This window comes from Psychrobacter namhaensis (assembly GCF_016107545.1).
Taxonomy (GTDB): Bacteria; Pseudomonadota; Gammaproteobacteria; order Pseudomonadales; family Moraxellaceae; genus Psychrobacter; species Psychrobacter namhaensis.
The window spans coordinates 68,637-85,788 of sequence record NZ_JABASS010000010.1; the positions used below are offsets into that span (position 1 = coordinate 68,637).

The window sequence follows — 17,152 nt, forward strand, 5'->3', positions numbered from 1 at the left end:
ATGTATTGCCTTTTTAATGTACCGCCTTATCAATAGGAGTTTTTATGAGTGAGCAAACCCCAAATACTGCTACAAATGATGTCGAACAACTGATTCGTGACCAAATCCGTGACAACAAAGTTATTATCTATATGAAAGGCACGCCGCAATTTCCGCAGTGTGGTTTTTCTGCCCGTTCTATTGAAGTATTGACTCAGATTGGTCGTCCTTTTGCGTTTGTCAATATCTTAGAAAATCCAGAAATTCGTGCCACGTTGCCAAAAATCGCCAATTGGCCAACGTTCCCACAGTTGTGGATCGACGGTGAATTGATGGGCGGATCAGATATTATTTTGCAGATGTATCAGTCAGGTGAACTAAAACCATTGGTCGAAGCCAATAGCCCAGCTGCTTAATACTAAAAAAGGTTTATGGCATTACTATTTATGGCATTGTTATGATGTTTTAAAAATCAGTGATACATGAATCCGTTTTGCTATTGAAGCACCACGAACCCAAGTAGTCTTATGGCTATTTGGGTTTTTTGTTGTTTTTGCCCTTTATTGCTTTTACAGGTTTTGACCCCATATAGGGGTTAACATAAGCGAAATGACAGTGGCTAATAAATAACATAGTTAATCCGCTATAAAATAAATATAGCGCGACCAAGATAAATTTTTCATCGACTCTGTCTGCGCAGACACAGCAAGCAAGGACAATTTATCTCAGTTGCGCGTCGTAGTGTATGGGCTTTTTATCTAAAGCTGGCTGTAAGTACAATTAACAAAAAAGAGAATCTTATGAGTAATCAAACACTTGATGAACAAGCGCAAAAAGCCGCGGCCGAGCAAGCACTTATCGAAAAGCGTCGTGAGCGCCTAAAAAATGACTCTGTGCGTATCATTGAGATCGCAAGCAACGAAGCCAACTCAGCCCTTAAGTGTATTCATCAGTTGAGTGTGGCAGGCGGTGCGACAGAGGCGACTTATATTGCTATTGAGCAGCGTATTGTTGCAGATCAAGATCCTGCTGGCGCTTATCATTTGGCACTACTGGCACAAAGCACGTCAGATTTGCCGATTGATGCGCGCCAGCTGATTGAGCTTGTGGTCAATAAAGGTGACAATCAGCAACGCTTAGCCCTGCTCAAAAACTTACCGCTACCGCCAGTTGACATCATTAAAGAACAGATTTTAGCCAGTGATGATGGTGACGCTATTGGACAAATGAATGCGTATTTGCAGATCAATCCAGAAGGTTATGGCAGTCACCATATGCTGGCTAGTGGTCAATCAGATCAAATCGTACCCCTGAGTCCCGGTAATTCGTCAAATTAATGTGGATAATTGAGAGGTAGCCCGGCCGCTTTGATGGGTGGGTTTTTCTATCATTTAATTTTAATGGTTTTTGTCTTAACGTTTTTTAAACGTCAAAAAATTGTTATAATTACCGGTTATCTATTTAAGTTTTAAAGACTTATATCATCCGTTTATAAAATACGATTGACGTTCATTAATCAGGCAGTAAGTTGTTGTTATCAATAATTTATCGGCGAAAATAGCGTCATTCAAGCGAGGCATGCATGCAATATCCAAAAAATTACGACGTGGTAGTGATCGGTGGTGGTCATGCTGGTACAGAAGCTGCTTTGGCTGCCGCACGTATGGGCGCGCAGACCTTGCTGTTGACACACAATATTGAGACCCTAGGACAGATGAGCTGTAATCCAGCGATTGGGGGGATCGGTAAGTCACATCTAGTACGTGAAATTGATGCGTTGGGCGGAGCGATGGCGCTTGCGACGGATAAAGCGGGTATTCAATTTCGCGTGTTGAACAGTCGTAAAGGTGCGGCTGTCCGTGCCACTCGTGCGCAAGCGGATCGTATTTTGTATAAAGCCGCGATTCGTCATACGTTAGAGAACCAGCCAAATTTAGACTTATTTCAGCAAGCCGCTGATGATATCTTGGTAGAGAATGGTCGTGCTACCGCAGTTGTGACTTCTACAGGCATTATTTTTAAGACCGAAACGGTGGTGTTGACCTCAGGGACTTTCTTAGGCGGGGTTATCCATATTGGCCTTGAAAACTCAAATGGTGGCCGCGCAGGCGATCAGCCTTCTATCAAGCTTGCCGATCGTTTGCGTGAGCTGAAACTGCCAGTTGGACGTCTTAAGACGGGTACGCCAGCTCGTATTGATGCGCGCAGCGTTGATTTTAGTGTCATGACGGTACAACCAGGCGATACACCGCTCCCAGTCATGAGTTATATGGGTGATGTTGCTATGCATCCTGAACAGGTTAACTGTTATATCACGCATACCAATACTCGTACTCACGACATCATCCGTGAGAATCTTGATCGTTCGCCCATGTTTTCTGGCAAAATTGAAGGTGTCGGACCCCGTTATTGTCCTTCTATTGAAGATAAGATCCATCGTTTCGCTGATAAAGACAGTCATCAGATATTTATCGAGCCGGAAGGGTTGACCACGCATGAGCTGTATCCGAATGGTATTTCGACCAGTTTGCCATTTGATGTGCAGCTAGACTTTATCCATAGTATGAAAGGGTTAGAAAAGGCGCATATTACTCGTCCAGGCTACGCGATTGAGTATGATTACTTTGATCCGCAGAGCTTGAAGCCAACGCTTGAAACCAAATCTATTGATCGTTTGTACTTTGCAGGTCAAATCAATGGTACGACAGGCTACGAAGAAGCGGGTGTGCAGGGTTTGCTGGCAGGGACGAATGCGGCGTTAGTAACCACCAACAATAGTGAGTTTGAGACGTGGACACCGCGCCGTGATGAAGCCTATCTTGGTGTCTTAGTGGATGATTTGATTACCCATGGCACCACGGAACCATATCGTATGTTTACCAGTCGTGCTGAGTATCGCTTGTTGCTACGCGAAGACAACGCTGATCAGCGCCTAACTGAGACGGGTCGTAAGCTTGGTTTGGTTGATGATGTGCGCTGGCAGGCCTACCAAGAAAAAATGGAGGCGATCGCCACAGAGTCCTCACGCCTAAAAGACATGTGGGCCACGCCTACCAATGCCTTGGGGCAGCAAGTGACTGAGCAAACAGGGGAGGTGCTATCAAAAGAAGCGACGGCCTTTGATTTGCTAAAACGCCCGCAGATTCATTTTGCTGACATCGCTGCTATCACTGACTCAAAAGTCGATACACAGGTGGGTGAGCAGATAGAAATCTCTGTCAAATACGCAGGCTACATAGATCGTCAGTCCGATGAGATTAATCAGATGAAGCGTCTGGAAAATACCGCGCTGCCGGTGGATTTTGATTACACGGTGGTCTCTGGGTTATCAAATGAAATTGTACAAAAGCTCACGCAAGTGCGCCCTGCAACGCTTGCCCAAGCGGGACGGATAAGTGGTGTGACGCCGGCTGCTGTACAGTTACTAGCAATGACGGTCAAAAAACAAAAAAAGGCAGCAACGGCATTAAATTTATCGTAAGCAATCAGTAAAAGAACCTAAAAGAGCTCATAATGAGATAACGTTGTGAGCTTTTTTTATGTCTAAACGGTAACAATGTCAAAACAACTTAGGCCGTCTTTATGCTGTTTTGAGAAGAAATAATGGGTAGAATGGAAGTTAGTAGTCAATGATGCTAGTTTCTTACAGAAAAGGAGCGATTTTATGCCTTACGATAAATTATCAGACTTGCCAGACGAGGTAAAAGACAACTTACCCAAACATGCTCAAGAGATATTCAAAGCGGCTTTTAATAGTGCGAGCGAACAGTACGATGAGGAGTCACGCTGGTTTGCTATTGCATGGGCAGCCGTTGAAAATGTTTATCAGAAAAATTCTGATGGTAAATGGGTAAAAAAACCAGATCACAAATAAATACTGAATCAGTGACGATTCCATCTACCTAATTACTTACACTGACCTATATCACACATGCTCTCATGGCTCAATAACATGGCTTTGAGTACGTGGTTGATTTGAGCTTATCTATGATTGAAGCTATTATATTTGCGATTACTATCGTACTGCCCAACCTTGCTTTGATGGGGTTGGGTTTTTTTATGCAAAGACACGGACAAGCCAGCAAAACCTTTATCGACCAGTCGTCAAGCTTTGTTTTTAACTACTGTTTGCCATGTCTGTTGTTTTTTAGCGTGGTCGATAGCGACGTTGATTATGGTAAGCAAATCACGTTGATCGTTGCTGGCATTCTTGTGACCTTTATTTTATTTATTGGGGCAGAGTTTTACGCCAAGCGTTTTGTTGGTAAACCTGCCGATCAAGGCGTGTTTGTCCAAGGCGTGTTTCGGAGCAATATGGCCATTATTGGACTAGCAACCGTTGCGAATGCCTATGGGGAGCGAGGATTAAGTATCGGTGCTGTATATATGGGGGTGGTCACGATACTGTTTAATATTTTAGCCGTCATTACCCTGAGCCGTGTCTCTAAAAAGGTGGATGATACGTTACGCAGTCGTAGTTTGATGATTGTTAAAAAGCTATTTACCAATCCCTTAATACTGGCGCTGGTGGCTGCATTTGCGTATAAGGCGTTCATGTTACCACCGCTTACCGGTGTCATTCATACGACGGGCGACTTACTAGCAGCAGTTGCATTGCCGTTAGCATTGATTTGCGCTGGTGCCAGTATTGATTTGAAGTCGATGCTACACCCGTCAGGATTATCCATGCAGGCTAGTATTGGGCGTATTGTTATTGCTCCATTAATAGCCATCGCGATTGGATTGGGATTTGGTTTATCCGGTGTACATATGGGCGTGCTTTTTTTGATGGTGGCATCGCCAACTGCAGCAGCCAGCTATGTGATGGCAAAGGCTATGGGTGGCAATGACGTGCTTGCGGCGAATATTTTAGCGTTTACCACGGTCGTAGGGATGTTTGGCATGGCGATTGGGGCCGCAATCTTACGTGTGTTAGGTCTAATGTAAGATTATTTTTAGCGTCATGCAATATTAGCGTCGTACTATACAAGTAAGCCCAATAAGGAGAGGTGCATTGGTACACTCACACTGCCATTATTAAACCAAATAGTTCCACCGAATATCCATATGCGGAGTGAGCGTTAACTTGCTGCAAGCGTGTGACATGTGAGTGTGTTACTCATGCGTATAGAAAAAGCCCTCTTTTTCAATCAGAAAAGAGGGCTTGTCTTATTTTAAATTGTCTCGATTGCGCTTATCTTCTCGGCGCTGTTTGCGCTTTGGGCTGACTCGGTAGGTAAAATAAACCCCTACTACCGTCACGACGAACAACGCTGCAATGTAAAAAAATATCGATGAACCAATAAAAGTAGAAAATTCCATGACCTTTTTCTCGTTATAGTTTATCAATAATTATGCAAGTGCTATTTACGATTGTAAAGTAAACAACTTTAGCTGAGATGTAAGTTCAAGTGAACGCAAGCGTGCTGCCTGATCATAGACATTGGCCGTAACGATCAGTTCATCAGGCTGATGCGTGGCTATAAACGCCTCAAGTTTTGGTTTGACGGTTTGTACAGAACCAATAAAGGACACTGACAACGCATTATCTACCATCATTTTCTCAGCAGAACTCCAAATACTGTCCATATCATGAGTCGGCTTTGGCATTTGACCGCGTTCACCTCGACGCAAACGTACGAAACTTTGCTGAGCTGAGGTAAAATGGTAATGGGCGGTCGCATCGTCATCCGCCAGTAGCAAGTTTGCGGCCAGCATCACATAAGGTTCGTCCAAGTACGCTGATGGTTTGAATTGTTCACGATAAGTACTAATCGCTTGAGCGAGCATTTGCGGTGCAAAATGAGAGGCAAACACATAAGGCAGCCCAAAGTGTGCGGCTAAGGTGGCGCCAAACAGAGAAGAACCTAGAATCCAGACAGGAATGTTGGAATTCGCTCCAGGGAAGGCTTGGACAGGACTGTCTTCTGTATCATTGCCTAAAAAATACATCAACTCTTGCACATCTTGAGGAAAACGCTCAGCGTCTTTCATTTGCCGACGTAATGCTTGAAAAGTGGCGCCATCCGTACCAGGGGCGCGGCCTAAACCCAAATCGATGCGGTCTCCGTACAGTGCCTGTAATGTACCGAACTGCTCGGCAATCACGAGAGGCGCGTGGTTTGGCAGCATAACGCCGCCTGCACCGATACGTATGCGCTTGGTTTGACTACCGATATGCGAGAGTAGTACTGAGGTTGCCGCACTAGCGATACCTGGCATATTGTGGTGCTCTGCCATCCAAAATCGGTTTAGACCGAATTTTTCTGCTTGCTGCGCTGTCTCGACAGTTTGAGCGATGCCTTCAGCGATGGTTTTACCTTCAGGAACGGGTGCGAGATCTAAAAAGGATAAGGGGATTGTATTACTCATAAATCATCCAGTAAAATAGTTAATTATTTTCTATTGATATGCTTGTGGTCAGTGCTAGTTTCAAGTAGATCTAGCAAGTATTAATAAATCATAACAAACCGTGCAACGCGACTTTGCATTGCGCTGCATGGCGATTAATCGGAAGTACGCTTAATCGTTAATAGTTTTATTGATAAGTAGGCGTACGCCACAAAAAAAGCAGGTGACCGAGTCACCTGCTTTTTTGGTTTATCCAGTTCTAAAACAAAAAACTGGACGATTACTAGAACGGTCTGATCAATAACACATAATACTATTCGGCTTGATCGGCAAGTTTATAGGCCATGACATAGTCACCAATAGTTGTGCCAACTGAACCATGTCCACCAGCAACCAACACTACCATTTGCTCACCTTTAGAGTTCAAGTAGGTCATTGGCGTGGCCTGACCGCCTGCGGGGATGCGCACATTCCACAACACGTCGCCATTTTTTAAATCATAAGCGCGGAAATTGTTTTCAGTAGCAGCTGACAAGAATGCCACGCCCCCTTGGGTAATAATGGGTCCACCAATACCAGGAACACCCAGCTCCAGTTTTAGTGGAATAGGCGATAAATCCTGTACAGTACCATTTTTACGCTGATAGGCAATCTCACCGGTCGCTAGGTTAGCCCCTGCTATGGTGCCCCATGGTGGCTGCTGACATGGTACGCCTAACGGTGATAAGAAGGGTCCCATTTCTACCGCATAGTCTGCGCCTTTATTGGCATTAACCCCTTGTTCACCTTTATTGGTTTCTGCATCACCAAGATTGTCTCTAGGAATGAGTTTTGACTTAAATGCCAGATAAGTTGGCATACCAAACATTACGCCATTTTTAGGATCGACAGCAATACCGCCCCAGTTAAAGGTACCGAAATTGCCAGGATAGACTAGAGTGCCTTCAACCGATGGTGGCGTATAACGACCATCATAATTGAGCTGATTAAATTCAATACGGCACATCATCTGATCAATTAAGCTTGCACCCCACATGTCTTTTTCAGTGAGTGGCTCAGGCTCAAAGCTCAAAGCAGAGTAAGGCTGCGTGGGAGCGGCGTGTTCACCTGCTACCAGATAACCTTGTGGTGCTGGGCGCTCTTTGATCGGTACAATGGGTTCACCTGTCGCACGGTTTAGGACATAGACATCGCCTTGTTTAGTAGGAACGACAAGGGCAGGCTGCACGCCATCGGCGGTGTCTAGATCCAGTAACGTGGGCTGGGCAGGTGTATCCATATCCCAAAGGTCGTGATGAACAAACTGCTGAACCCAGCGTGCTTCACCTGTTTTGAGATCTAAAGCAACAACGGACGTCGCGTATTTTTCTTCAGCGGCGTTTCGATAGCTACCTAGTTGGTCGGGCGTACGATTACCCATTGGGAAATACGCCAATCCAAGCGCTTCATCGGCACTGGCTGTCGACCATGAATTTGGCGAGCTGGTGCGATAAACTTGGGTTGGATCATTGACGTCAAAAGGTGCTGTTTTGTCAGGATCGCCTGAATCCCAGTTCCACATGAGCTCGCCAGTATTGACATCATAAGCACGGATAACACCAGAGGGTGAGTTGACATCATAGTTATCATTGACTGCACCCGCCACAATAATAACACCGCCTGCGACGATCGGTGGAGAGGTCGAATAATAATAACCGGCTTGCTTAAAGGGCATGTTATGCATCAAATCTAACGCACCATCGTCACCAAAATCTTGACAGCGTTGTCCAGTGTTTGGGTCGAGTGCGTATAATTTGGCATCAGAGGTAGGAATAAAGATTTTGGCATCGCATTGAGTCGAGGCGTTATCAAAAGTGTTGCCCGCAACTTTTTGTACCATCACATTGCTGGTGGTCGCTTTACTAGTAGCAGTGTTGATGACACTACTATTGCCACTTGCTGCCGTATTGGTGTCTGCAACGACGTTATCAGCATCCGCTTGACCAGCATAGTAGGACACGCCTCGACACGTTTGGTGTTGACGTTGTAGGTTTTTTTCTACTTTAGGATCAAACTTCCACAAGGTCTCACCAGAGTCTGCATCCAATGCCAATACCCAGTTGTGCGGAGTACACATGAATAAGGCATTGCCGATTTTTAGGGGCGTGGCTTGATAGGTCGTCTCACCGACATCATTAGGACCTTTTACATCGCCTGTTTGGATTTGCCAAGCAAGCTCTAAGTCTTTAACGTTACTGGTGTTGATTTGAGTCAGAGGAGAGTAGCGTTGCCCATAGTCAGTACGACCATATGCACTCCATTCACCCTCTGACGTTTGCTCACCATTTGATAGTGGGTCACCAAGACTGGCAGACGTATCAGTTGAAGTGGCGGTTAAATCAAGTTCGCCTAATTTGTCTGTGGCGTTGTTTGCTAAGCTGCCAAAAGAAAGCAGGGCACCAACACCAACGCTGGCTAACAGACCCCAATAATAAAGAGGGTTTTTCTTAAAATTGTCTTTATTTAGCGCGCTGTTAGTAGTATCTGCCGATACTCGGGTTTTCTTGCCGTGCATCTTATTAGCTACCCAAGGCAACAACATCAACAGGCCAAATATGAGTGGAAAGCCGACTCGAGGCGCTAGTGCCCACCAATAAAAGCCGGACTCCCAAAGTGCCCAAGCGACAGTGGCAATAATAAAGACAGTGTAGAGCCCGTAAGCACTCCAATGTCTTTTAAACAATAAAAATGCTGTGATGAGCATCGTGATGCCAGCAATAACATAATAGGGACTGCCCCCTAAAGAGAGCAGATAAGCGCCGCCGATCAGCAAAGGGGCGGCAAAAACTGCCATAATGATCGCTACGAGTTTTTCCATGAGCGGTATCACCTGTTTACATAAGAGCAAATGGACATGCAGTGATCGACACCCAGGCACAATTAAATGTCTAGGCGTCCAGCAATACATGCAGAAATAAAAAACAAATCAAACGTTGAATAACATTCTAGACTCTATTTTATCACTTATACATAAGCTCGGTAAAGGTAGGGTAAGGTGACACCAGCGGTTTAGCCGCCTTGTTTTAGTTGTCAAATTGTTTCTGACACAGCTCCATAAAGGCACGACCGTATTGGCGAATCTCTGCGTCATCACGTACGGCCATCCAACTGGTGAAGCGGCCAAAATGATCCACTGGAATGGCCGTTAAGTTTTGATAGTGGCTCGGCTCAAATGCCATTTCTGCGATAATACCAATGCCTAAACCAAGACCCACGTAGGTGCTGATCACATCAGCATCGAGCGCTGCTATGACGATATCTGGCTCTAAGCCGGCTTCCTCAAAAGTCTTGTCAATCGCCCCGCGTCCCGTAAAGCCGCCGTGATAGGTGACAATGGGGTAGCTGGCAAGAGTTGGTAAGTCAATAGACGCTTGGTTGGCAAGTTCATGATCGCTTGGTACGATGACGCGATGCGTCCAGTCATAGTATCGGTAGCATCTGAGGTAACTGTTATGAAGTAGAGACTCGGTGGCAATACCAATGTCCGCTTGACCACGAATGACCATCTGCGCGATGGTCTCAGGATCTGCTTGTTGGAGGATCAAATTGACCTTAGGAAAACGATCTTTGAATTCTTTGACCACTTGTGGCAACACATAACGCGCCTGCGTGTGAGTGGTGGCAATGGTTAGTGTGCCGATATTTGGATTGTTAAAATCAAGGCTAAGGTTTTCAATCGTACGGATTTCAGCAAATATCGATTCGATGTGCGGCATGAGGGCTGTGCCCATAGAAGTCAAGCCGGTTAGCCGTTTGCCTTGACGAATGAAAACTTCGGTTTTAAGTTGATTCTCAAGCGCAGCAATGTGTTTTGACAAGCTCGATTGACTGGTGTGCAGTACTGTCGCTGCTTGGCTTAAGTTATAGCCATTAATCACCGTATGCCATACTGTCTCCAGCTGTTTGAGCTGAATTTGTAAATGCCGCTGATTGACCACTACATCGATTGCCATTATTGAATCCTATTGTGTAAATATACAAACCCTGTCTGTATACATAAAATGAAAAGGTAAAAATATGTCGTAAAGGAGTAGTGTAAAACAAAGTTATTATTCTTGTATATAATAAATAGCTATCAATTTATAATAATTGGGAATATAGAGTTTCTCATTTATTTAAAGATAAGCAGGAATGATGGGAAATAAGCGGCCCTGACTGCATAAAAAAACCGCTGTCTTCTAGAAGACAGCGGTTTATCGATTGTACATTCAATCACTAAGGTTGGAGTGAATTAATACCTTACTCAGCGATATCAAAACGATCCGCATTCATGACTTTGTTCCAAGCGCGGACGAAATCATGAACGAATTTTTCTAAATTGTCGTCTTGCGCATACAGTTCAGCGTAAGAACGCAATATAGAGTTTGAGCCAAACACTAAGTCCACACGGCTGGCTTGCCATTTGGTTTTTCCTGTACTACGCTCGCGTACCTCATAAGTATTAGCGGTACGGCTTGTGTTATCGCTTGTTTTTACAGGATGCCAAGTGTAGTTCATATCCGTTAAGTTGACAAAAAAGTCATTGGACAGCACGCCCGCCCGTTCAGTGAAGACGCCATATTGGCTTTGACCATGATTGGTGTCTAGGACGCGCATACCACCGATCAGCACCACCATCTCAGGCGCGGTCAAGCCCATCAATTGAGTGCGATCGAGCAGCATCTCTTCAGGTGATACGATGTACTCACCTTGAATCCAGTTACGATAGCCATCGTGTAAAGGTTCCAAATCTGAGAATGAGTCCGTGTCAGTCATGGCGTCGGTTGCATCACCGCGTCCCGCTTTAAATGGGACAGTGATGTCTACGCCAGCGGCGTCTGCGGCTTGCTCAATCGCCGCATTACCAGCCAAAACAATCAGGTCAGCTAAGCTGACGTCTTTGCTAAATTCCGTTTGAATACGTGTTAACGTCTCAAGCACACGTTGGAGCTGCTCTGGCTCGTTACCTACCCAGTCTTTTTGCGGTGCTAGACGAATGCGCGCACCGTTGGCGCCGCCGCGATAGTCTGAGGCGCGGAAAGTACGTGCGCTATCCCATGCCGTGATGATTAGCTCACGGCGGCTCAGCCCACTATTTAACACTTGCGATTTTAAAGTTGCAATATCATCAGCCGTCAAGTCAGTGTTGCCTGTTGGAGTAGGGTCTTGCCAGACAAAGTCCTCTTCTGGTACGTCTGGGCCTAAATAGCGAGACTTAGGACCTAAATCACGGTGCGTCAGTTTAAACCATGCTTTTGCAAAGACTTCATCGAAATAGTCTGGATTCTGATGAAACTTCTCTGAAATCTCACGATATATAGGGTCTTTGATCAAGGCCATGTCCGCATCAGTCATGATTGGGTTGCGGCGTACACTTGGATCGTGCGCATCTAGCGGGCGGTCTTCTTCTTTGATGTCGGTCGGCTCCCACTGCCAAGCGCCTGCTGGGCTTTTGGTCAATGCCCAGTTGTGACCTAACAAAAGCTCGAAGTAGCCATGATCCCATTGAGTAGGATTGGTTGTCCAGGCACCTTCAATACCACTTGTAACGGTGTCGCCTGCATTGCCACGACCTTTAGGGTTGCGCCAGCCTAAGCCTTGCTCAGTCACATCAGCGGCTTCTGGTTCATCTTCTAATACAGTCGCATCGCCATTACCATGACACTTACCAACGGTGTGTCCACCCGCGGTCAATGCCACAGTTTCTTCGTCGTTCATGGACATGCGAGCAAAGGTAGTACGCATGTCTTTAGCGGTTTTTAGTGGGTCAGGATTGCCATCCACACCTTCAGGGTTGACATAGATTAAGCCCATCTGTACGGCTGCTAATGGGTTTTCAAGCGACTCACGGTTTTCATCGCTGTCGTAACGATTTTCGGTAGCGGCCAGCCACTCACGCTCCGAACCCCAGTAGATGTCTTTTTCTGGATGCCAAATGTCAGCGCGTCCACCAGCAAAACCTAAGGTTTTAAAACCCATTGATTCGTAGGCCATATTGCCTGCTAAAATCATCAAATCTGCCCAAGACAATTTACTGCCGTATTTTTTCTTGATAGGCCATAATAGGCGACGGGCTTTGTCAAGGTTGACATTGTCAGGCCAGCTGTTTAATGGGGCAAAGCGTTGGTTACCCGTATTAGAGCCGCCGCGACCGTCAGCACGACGATAAGTACCAGCAGAATGCCATGCCATACGAATCATAAGACCACCATAATGGCCCCAATCTGCTGGCCACCACTCTTGTGATTCAGTCATTAAGTTTTTTAAATCTTGCTTAACCGCTTCTAAATCTAGCTGCTTAAAAGCCTCCGTATAATCAAAATCCGCACCCATCGGATCGGTCTTTTTGTCATGCTGATGCAAGATGTCTAAATTCAAACTGTTCGGCCACCAATCAGTGGCGGCAGAGGAAGTGGTGGTGTGGGCTTGGTGCATGACAGGGCAGCCACCCATACTAGGGCGCTGTGGCGCGTGAGCGTGATCTATATTTTCACTATGAATGGTGGGACCTTGGTCGTCACCTTGATCATAGGTGGTGTTAGTAGCAGCCGTACTGCTGTTGTGATTTACAGGGCAACGCTCCATGTCTGGCGTCGCTTTTTTATCATTTGGGGTAGCGGTTGAGTCGGTCATTGTGTAACTCCTAGACTATGGTGATAGGGTGGATAAACAGTTAATCGTCATAACCATTGCTTATGTACTAAGCATAACTAAGTATTTATAATTTATAAAACTTATATATAAGGATTATAAGTTTTAAATAATTAATCGTGAAAAATCTTAACATTTTAAATTATCAATGCGCTATCAACGTCCTTATTCGCTATCGCTAAATGATCTGGCGCTACTGTCACCTATACTTATATATTACACGTAAAGTAGTGAATTGCTAGCCATCTTTAATGAGAGAAGATAGAAAGGAAAACATCGGTCAATGTAACCTTAATGAAAAGCTAGCGTCATCTGCGTTACCCTATGAAAAATAAGCCCTCCCTAAACCTTGCAATCAGTCAGTTAATGCAAAAACATCTAGTCAAGGTAGGCGTTCTCAAGTACCATAATTGAATTTTGTTGTAACGGCCGTATTTGTGCAACGTTAAGCAATTTTTATCGATCCTCATGGTCGACATCTGATAAAAATGATTGATAAAAATTGTGCGCAGTTGTGTTCTTTGTCCCAAGTGTTAGTGAGTGATTATGTCTGCTGTCAAATCTGTACCACCCAACCAAACCGTTGCCAAAAAATCATGGGGTGAGGCGGCGAAAGCGTATCTCGATCGCCGCGCTATTATCATGTTGTTTTTGGGCTTTGTTGCTGGCATTCCAATTCTGCTTATTTTTTCAAGTTTGTCACTATGGCTTCGTGAAGCAGGTATCGATCGCAGCGTCGTGACCATGTTTAGCTGGGCCGCCTTGGGTTACTCGTTCAAATTTATTTGGGCGCCGCTGGTCGATGCGGTACCGCTGCCTATATTAACTAAATTATTGGGTCGTCGCCGCAGCTGGATATTGGTCGCTCAATTACTGATTATTCTGGCCATTTGTTTGATGGCTAGTGTCAATCCAGTCGATGAAAGCAGTCTGGTTTGGATGGCAGTTGGTGCCGTCCTGCTTGGTTTTTCTTCTGCCACGCAAGACATCGTCATCGATGCGTACCGTATCGAGCTTGCACCGCCAAGTTTACAGTCTGTACTATCGGCGATGTATACGGCGGGCTATCGCTTGGGTATGATTGTTGCGGGCGCAGGCGCTTTGTACTTAGCAGACTATTTTGGCTCGACAGAAGCACTTTATAGCTATGAGGCGTGGCGTAATACCTACTGGATTATGGCGGGTGTTATGGGGATTGGTGTGGTCACTACGCTCATCATTCATGAGCCGGTGAGTGAGCAGGTACGTGTCCCGCGCCAGACGTCAGACTACACGCGTTTGGTCTTGGTCTTTGCTTTATCAGTGATTGGTTTTGTCATGGTGTTTGCCAATGTTGGGGCCATACTGCCTGATACTGAAAGCGCGCTATGGGGCTTTTTAATTGAAATGGTGCATTTGGCGTTGAGTTTGACTACCGCGTTAGTCATTGGTTATGCACTAGTAAAAGTCGGCGTGGTCAAAGAAGAGGTAGCAAGAGCGACATGGATCGAGCCTATTGCAGATTTTTTTCGTCGTTACGGCAAAAAAGCCCTGTTACTGCTGGCGCTGATTGGTCTCTACCGCATATCTGATATCGTCGCTGGCGTGATCTCCAACGTTTTTTATCTCGATATGGGCTTTACTAAAACAGATATTGCCAACGCTGTGAAGTTAGTTGGGGTCGTTATGGTGATTGCGGGCGGCTTTTTAGGTGGCCTCATGGCGCAAAAGCTGCGCATGATGCAAGCGATGATGGTCGGCGCGATTTTGGCCTGTGTGACCAACTTATTGTTTGTGCTGTTGACTTATCATCAAGGCAGCTTGCCTGTGATGTACATGGCGGTGATTTTTGATAATTTAGCGGCAGGATTGGCCAGTGCGGTCTTTATCGCCTTCTTATCCGCACTGACGTCTATTCGTTTTACGGCGGTACAGTACGCCATCTTTTCATCGCTTATGACCTTACTGCCGAAAGTATTGGGCGGTTATTCAGGTACTATTGTTGATAATATGGGTTATCCATTCTTCTTTATTTTCACCTTTGCCATCGGTATTCCAATTTTGGTGCTGATTTATCTGGTTGATAAACATATCGTCATTGGTGACAACGATGATATCTACGGGGATAATGATGGCAATGATGACGGTGGTAACGACGTCACCAATAAACTTGCCAAGGCCAATCCGAACTTGACAGATACCAAAGAGCCACCACGCGCATCAGAGTAGCGGACGGACTCAGTAGTACGTTAGTTTGTTTATCACCTACAATATTTAAAGAGTAATTTATGACCACAGTAACCATTCGTCAAATAAAGCAGCACATTCAGCAACTGACGAATGGCGACACGGATAATCAGTTACCGTCGTTTTGGCTAACGGATTGGTTACTCCATGTCATTCATAAACCTGCGCTGTTTTTACTCACTGATGAAGGCTATGAGCTGACGAGTAGTGAGCTTATGCAGTTCAATGCGGGTGTGGTTAAAATGCAGCAAGGGACGCCACTGGCCTATTTAACGGGTCAGCAAGCGTTTTGGTCCCTTAACTTTACTGTCAATGAGCATACGCTGATACCTCGGCCTGATACGGAAGTATTGGTCGAGCAAGTATTAGGCTGGATAAGTACTCAGCCAACGTGTACCAGTAAGAAACAACTACTTGATTTAGGCACTGGCTCAGGTTGTATTGCCATCAGTCTTGCGCATGAATTAAAGCATGATAATTGGCAAGTGGTGGCGGTTGATTTATCGCAAGAAGCGCTTAACGTTGCTCGGCATAATGCCGTTGTCAATGATGTCGCCAACATTGAATTCATACAAAGCAGCTGGTATAACGAGCTTTTTATGTATGAGAAAAATTCATTCGATGTCATCGTCTCCAATCCCCCTTACATCGATGAGGCAGACGCGCATTTAGCACAGCTAAAAGCCGAACCTATCAGTGCGCTAAGTGCACCCAAGCAGGGTTTGGCTGATATCGAACATATCGTAGAGCAAGCATTACCTTATTTACGCGTAGGGGGGCTGCTAGCGATTGAACACGGTTTCGACCAAGGCGCTGCTGTCCGTCACATGTTTTTGGATAATGGTTTTGAGTCCGTCAAGACGGTGCAAGATTATGGCGGTAATGATCGCGTGACGCTTGGCCAGAGTCAATAAGCAGATAGCTGACAATCATCGCTTTAATAGATAATGATCATCGTTGAAGATTTTTTAATTGATAGTCTCTTTTAATCAGTAGTCAGTTTTATCATAATAAAGTTGTTTAATCATCGGTTTCAAATAAATCATAGGTTTCAAATAAGTATGACGCACTCACTCGAGACAGGGCAGTTATTAGATGAAGAGTTGCTGCGTTATGCGCGGCAAATATTGCTTGATGGCTGGGATATTGATGCTCAGCTAAGATTGAAGTCTGCGCGCGTGGTAATCATTGGTGCAGGTGGCCTCGGTTGTCCCGCTTCTGAGACCTTGGTGCGAGCAGGACTGGGACAGGTTCATCTGATTGATGATGATGTGATTGAGGCGAGTAATTTACAGCGGCAAACGTTGTTTTTGCCCGAAAATATCGGTCAACCCAAAGCCCAGACAGCGGCGACAATGCTAAAGCTTATCAACCCATTGATAACGGCGCACGGTACGGTGGCACGATTGAATGAAGACAACGCTTATGAGTTGCTCGATATGGCAGTGAGTAAGCCTGATTTACTCTTAGACTGTACGGATAATTTTGCCACGCGTGACATTATCAATCGCATCAGTGTGCGCTATCAAATTCCGCTATTGTCGGCTTCAGCGATTGCAATGCAAGGGCAGTTGGCGTTGTTTGAACCGCATCTAAATACGGGTTGCTATCACTGTGTGTTTGGTTCAGTGGTACTTGATGAAGCAAGTGATGAGCGTACTTGCGCCAATTCAGGCGTGCTTGCCAGTACCACGGCCATTATGGGCAACCTACAGTCCAATGCCGCCTTGCAATACTTGGGATTAACCAAAAATCCACTGACAAACAAGCTGCTACTATGGGATGGTAAGCAGATGCAGCAACGGCTGATGGGTTATCGCAAAGATCTAGAGTGTCCTGTCTGTAGCAGTCACTAATCTTTATTGAACACTGACTGTTTAACGCATGCTTGCCTGTCCTTTAACCTTCTTTTTATTACCATAGTTGT

The 17,152-nt window shown here is 45.4% G+C and carries 13 protein-coding genes; 8 read left to right on the top strand and 5 right to left on the bottom strand.

Annotated elements, in window-relative coordinates:
• Nucleotides 1-44: 44 nt before the first annotated feature.
• The 5 genes from grxD (at nt 45) to JFC06_RS08730 (ending at nt 4,926) form a co-directional block, all read left to right on the top strand.
• Entirely contained in the window at nt 45-395 is a 351-nt protein-coding gene (gene grxD / locus JFC06_RS08710) for a Grx4 family monothiol glutaredoxin (RefSeq protein WP_198334733.1), read from the top strand.
• Between the two features lie 384 nt (nt 396-779).
• Nucleotides 780-1,316, top strand: a complete 537-nt coding sequence (locus JFC06_RS08715; protein ID WP_198334734.1) for a hypothetical protein — start codon at nt 780-782, stop codon at nt 1,314-1,316.
• Between the two features lie 245 nt (nt 1,317-1,561).
• The gene (mnmG, locus tag JFC06_RS08720) at nt 1,562-3,460 is read left to right on the top strand and encodes a tRNA uridine-5-carboxymethylaminomethyl(34) synthesis enzyme MnmG (protein WP_198334735.1); all 1,899 of its coding nucleotides are present in this window, start codon (nt 1,562-1,564) and stop codon (nt 3,458-3,460) included.
• A 183-nt stretch (nt 3,461-3,643) separates the two neighbouring features.
• On the top strand, nt 3,644-3,853 hold the full coding sequence (locus JFC06_RS08725) for a ChaB family protein (protein ID WP_198334736.1): 210 nt from the start codon (nt 3,644-3,646) through the stop codon (nt 3,851-3,853).
• A gap of 113 nt (nt 3,854-3,966) precedes the next feature.
• Entirely contained in the window at nt 3,967-4,926 is a 960-nt protein-coding gene (locus tag JFC06_RS08730) for an AEC family transporter (protein WP_198334737.1), read from the top strand.
• A 222-nt stretch (nt 4,927-5,148) separates the two neighbouring features.
• Here JFC06_RS08730 and JFC06_RS08735 read toward each other — a convergent pair whose 3' ends face one another.
• The 5 genes from JFC06_RS08735 to katG form a co-directional block, all read right to left on the bottom strand.
• A complete protein-coding gene (locus tag JFC06_RS08735) occupies nt 5,149-5,301 on the bottom strand; it encodes a hypothetical protein (RefSeq protein WP_193006776.1) in 153 nt (50 codons plus the stop codon).
• 45 nt (nt 5,302-5,346) lie between these two features.
• Complete coding sequence (locus JFC06_RS08740; RefSeq protein WP_198334738.1) at nt 5,347-6,351, bottom strand: LLM class flavin-dependent oxidoreductase; 1,005 nt, start codon at nt 6,349-6,351, stop codon at nt 5,347-5,349.
• A gap of 292 nt (nt 6,352-6,643) precedes the next feature.
• Nucleotides 6,644-9,187 carry a membrane-bound PQQ-dependent dehydrogenase, glucose/quinate/shikimate family gene (locus JFC06_RS08745; RefSeq protein ID WP_198334739.1) on the bottom strand — a complete coding sequence of 848 codons (2,544 nt, stop codon included), beginning with the start codon at nt 9,185-9,187 and terminating at the stop codon, nt 6,644-6,646.
• A 205-nt stretch (nt 9,188-9,392) separates the two neighbouring features.
• Complete coding sequence (locus tag JFC06_RS08750; RefSeq protein ID WP_193006773.1) at nt 9,393-10,322, bottom strand: LysR substrate-binding domain-containing protein; 930 nt, start codon at nt 10,320-10,322, stop codon at nt 9,393-9,395.
• A 286-nt stretch (nt 10,323-10,608) separates the two neighbouring features.
• Entirely contained in the window at nt 10,609-12,801 is a 2,193-nt protein-coding gene (gene katG / locus JFC06_RS08755; protein ID WP_198334756.1) for a catalase/peroxidase HPI, read from the bottom strand.
• A gap of 744 nt (nt 12,802-13,545) precedes the next feature.
• Here katG and JFC06_RS08760 point away from each other — a divergent pair.
• From JFC06_RS08760 to JFC06_RS08770, 3 genes are all read left to right on the top strand, one after another.
• Nucleotides 13,546-15,207, top strand: coding sequence for an AmpG family muropeptide MFS transporter (locus JFC06_RS08760; RefSeq protein WP_193006772.1), 1,662 nt, complete (start codon nt 13,546-13,548; stop codon nt 15,205-15,207).
• A 59-nt stretch (nt 15,208-15,266) separates the two neighbouring features.
• Nucleotides 15,267-16,139, top strand: a complete 873-nt coding sequence (gene prmC, locus JFC06_RS08765; RefSeq protein ID WP_198334740.1) for a peptide chain release factor N(5)-glutamine methyltransferase — start codon at nt 15,267-15,269, stop codon at nt 16,137-16,139.
• 147 nt (nt 16,140-16,286) lie between these two features.
• The gene (locus JFC06_RS08770) at nt 16,287-17,081 is read left to right on the top strand and encodes a HesA/MoeB/ThiF family protein (RefSeq protein ID WP_198334741.1); all 795 of its coding nucleotides are present in this window, start codon (nt 16,287-16,289) and stop codon (nt 17,079-17,081) included.
• The last annotated feature ends 71 nt before the right edge of the window (nt 17,082-17,152 follow it).

Coding starts and splice junctions, on each gene's coding strand:
- JFC06_RS08760 (WP_193006772.1), top strand. CDS start 13,546: ATGTCTGCTGTCAAATCTGTACCACCCAACCAAACCGTTGCCAAAAAA.
- JFC06_RS08740 (WP_198334738.1), bottom strand. CDS start 6,351: ATGAGTAATACAATCCCCTTATCCTTTTTAGATCTCGCACCCGTTCCT.
- katG (WP_198334756.1), bottom strand. CDS start 12,801: ATGGGTGGCTGCCCTGTCATGCACCAAGCCCACACCACCACTTCCTCT.
- JFC06_RS08715 (WP_198334734.1), top strand. CDS start 780: ATGAGTAATCAAACACTTGATGAACAAGCGCAAAAAGCCGCGGCCGAG.
- JFC06_RS08750 (WP_193006773.1), bottom strand. CDS start 10,322: ATGGCAATCGATGTAGTGGTCAATCAGCGGCATTTACAAATTCAGCTC.
- prmC (WP_198334740.1), top strand. CDS start 15,267: ATGACCACAGTAACCATTCGTCAAATAAAGCAGCACATTCAGCAACTG.
- JFC06_RS08730 (WP_198334737.1), top strand. CDS start 3,967: ATGATTGAAGCTATTATATTTGCGATTACTATCGTACTGCCCAACCTT.
- JFC06_RS08735 (WP_193006776.1), bottom strand. CDS start 5,301: ATGGAATTTTCTACTTTTATTGGTTCATCGATATTTTTTTACATTGCA.
- mnmG (WP_198334735.1), top strand. CDS start 1,562: ATGCAATATCCAAAAAATTACGACGTGGTAGTGATCGGTGGTGGTCAT.
- JFC06_RS08770 (WP_198334741.1), top strand. CDS start 16,287: ATGACGCACTCACTCGAGACAGGGCAGTTATTAGATGAAGAGTTGCTG.
- grxD (WP_198334733.1), top strand. CDS start 45: ATGAGTGAGCAAACCCCAAATACTGCTACAAATGATGTCGAACAACTG.
- JFC06_RS08745 (WP_198334739.1), bottom strand. CDS start 9,187: ATGGAAAAACTCGTAGCGATCATTATGGCAGTTTTTGCCGCCCCTTTG.
- JFC06_RS08725 (WP_198334736.1), top strand. CDS start 3,644: ATGCCTTACGATAAATTATCAGACTTGCCAGACGAGGTAAAAGACAAC.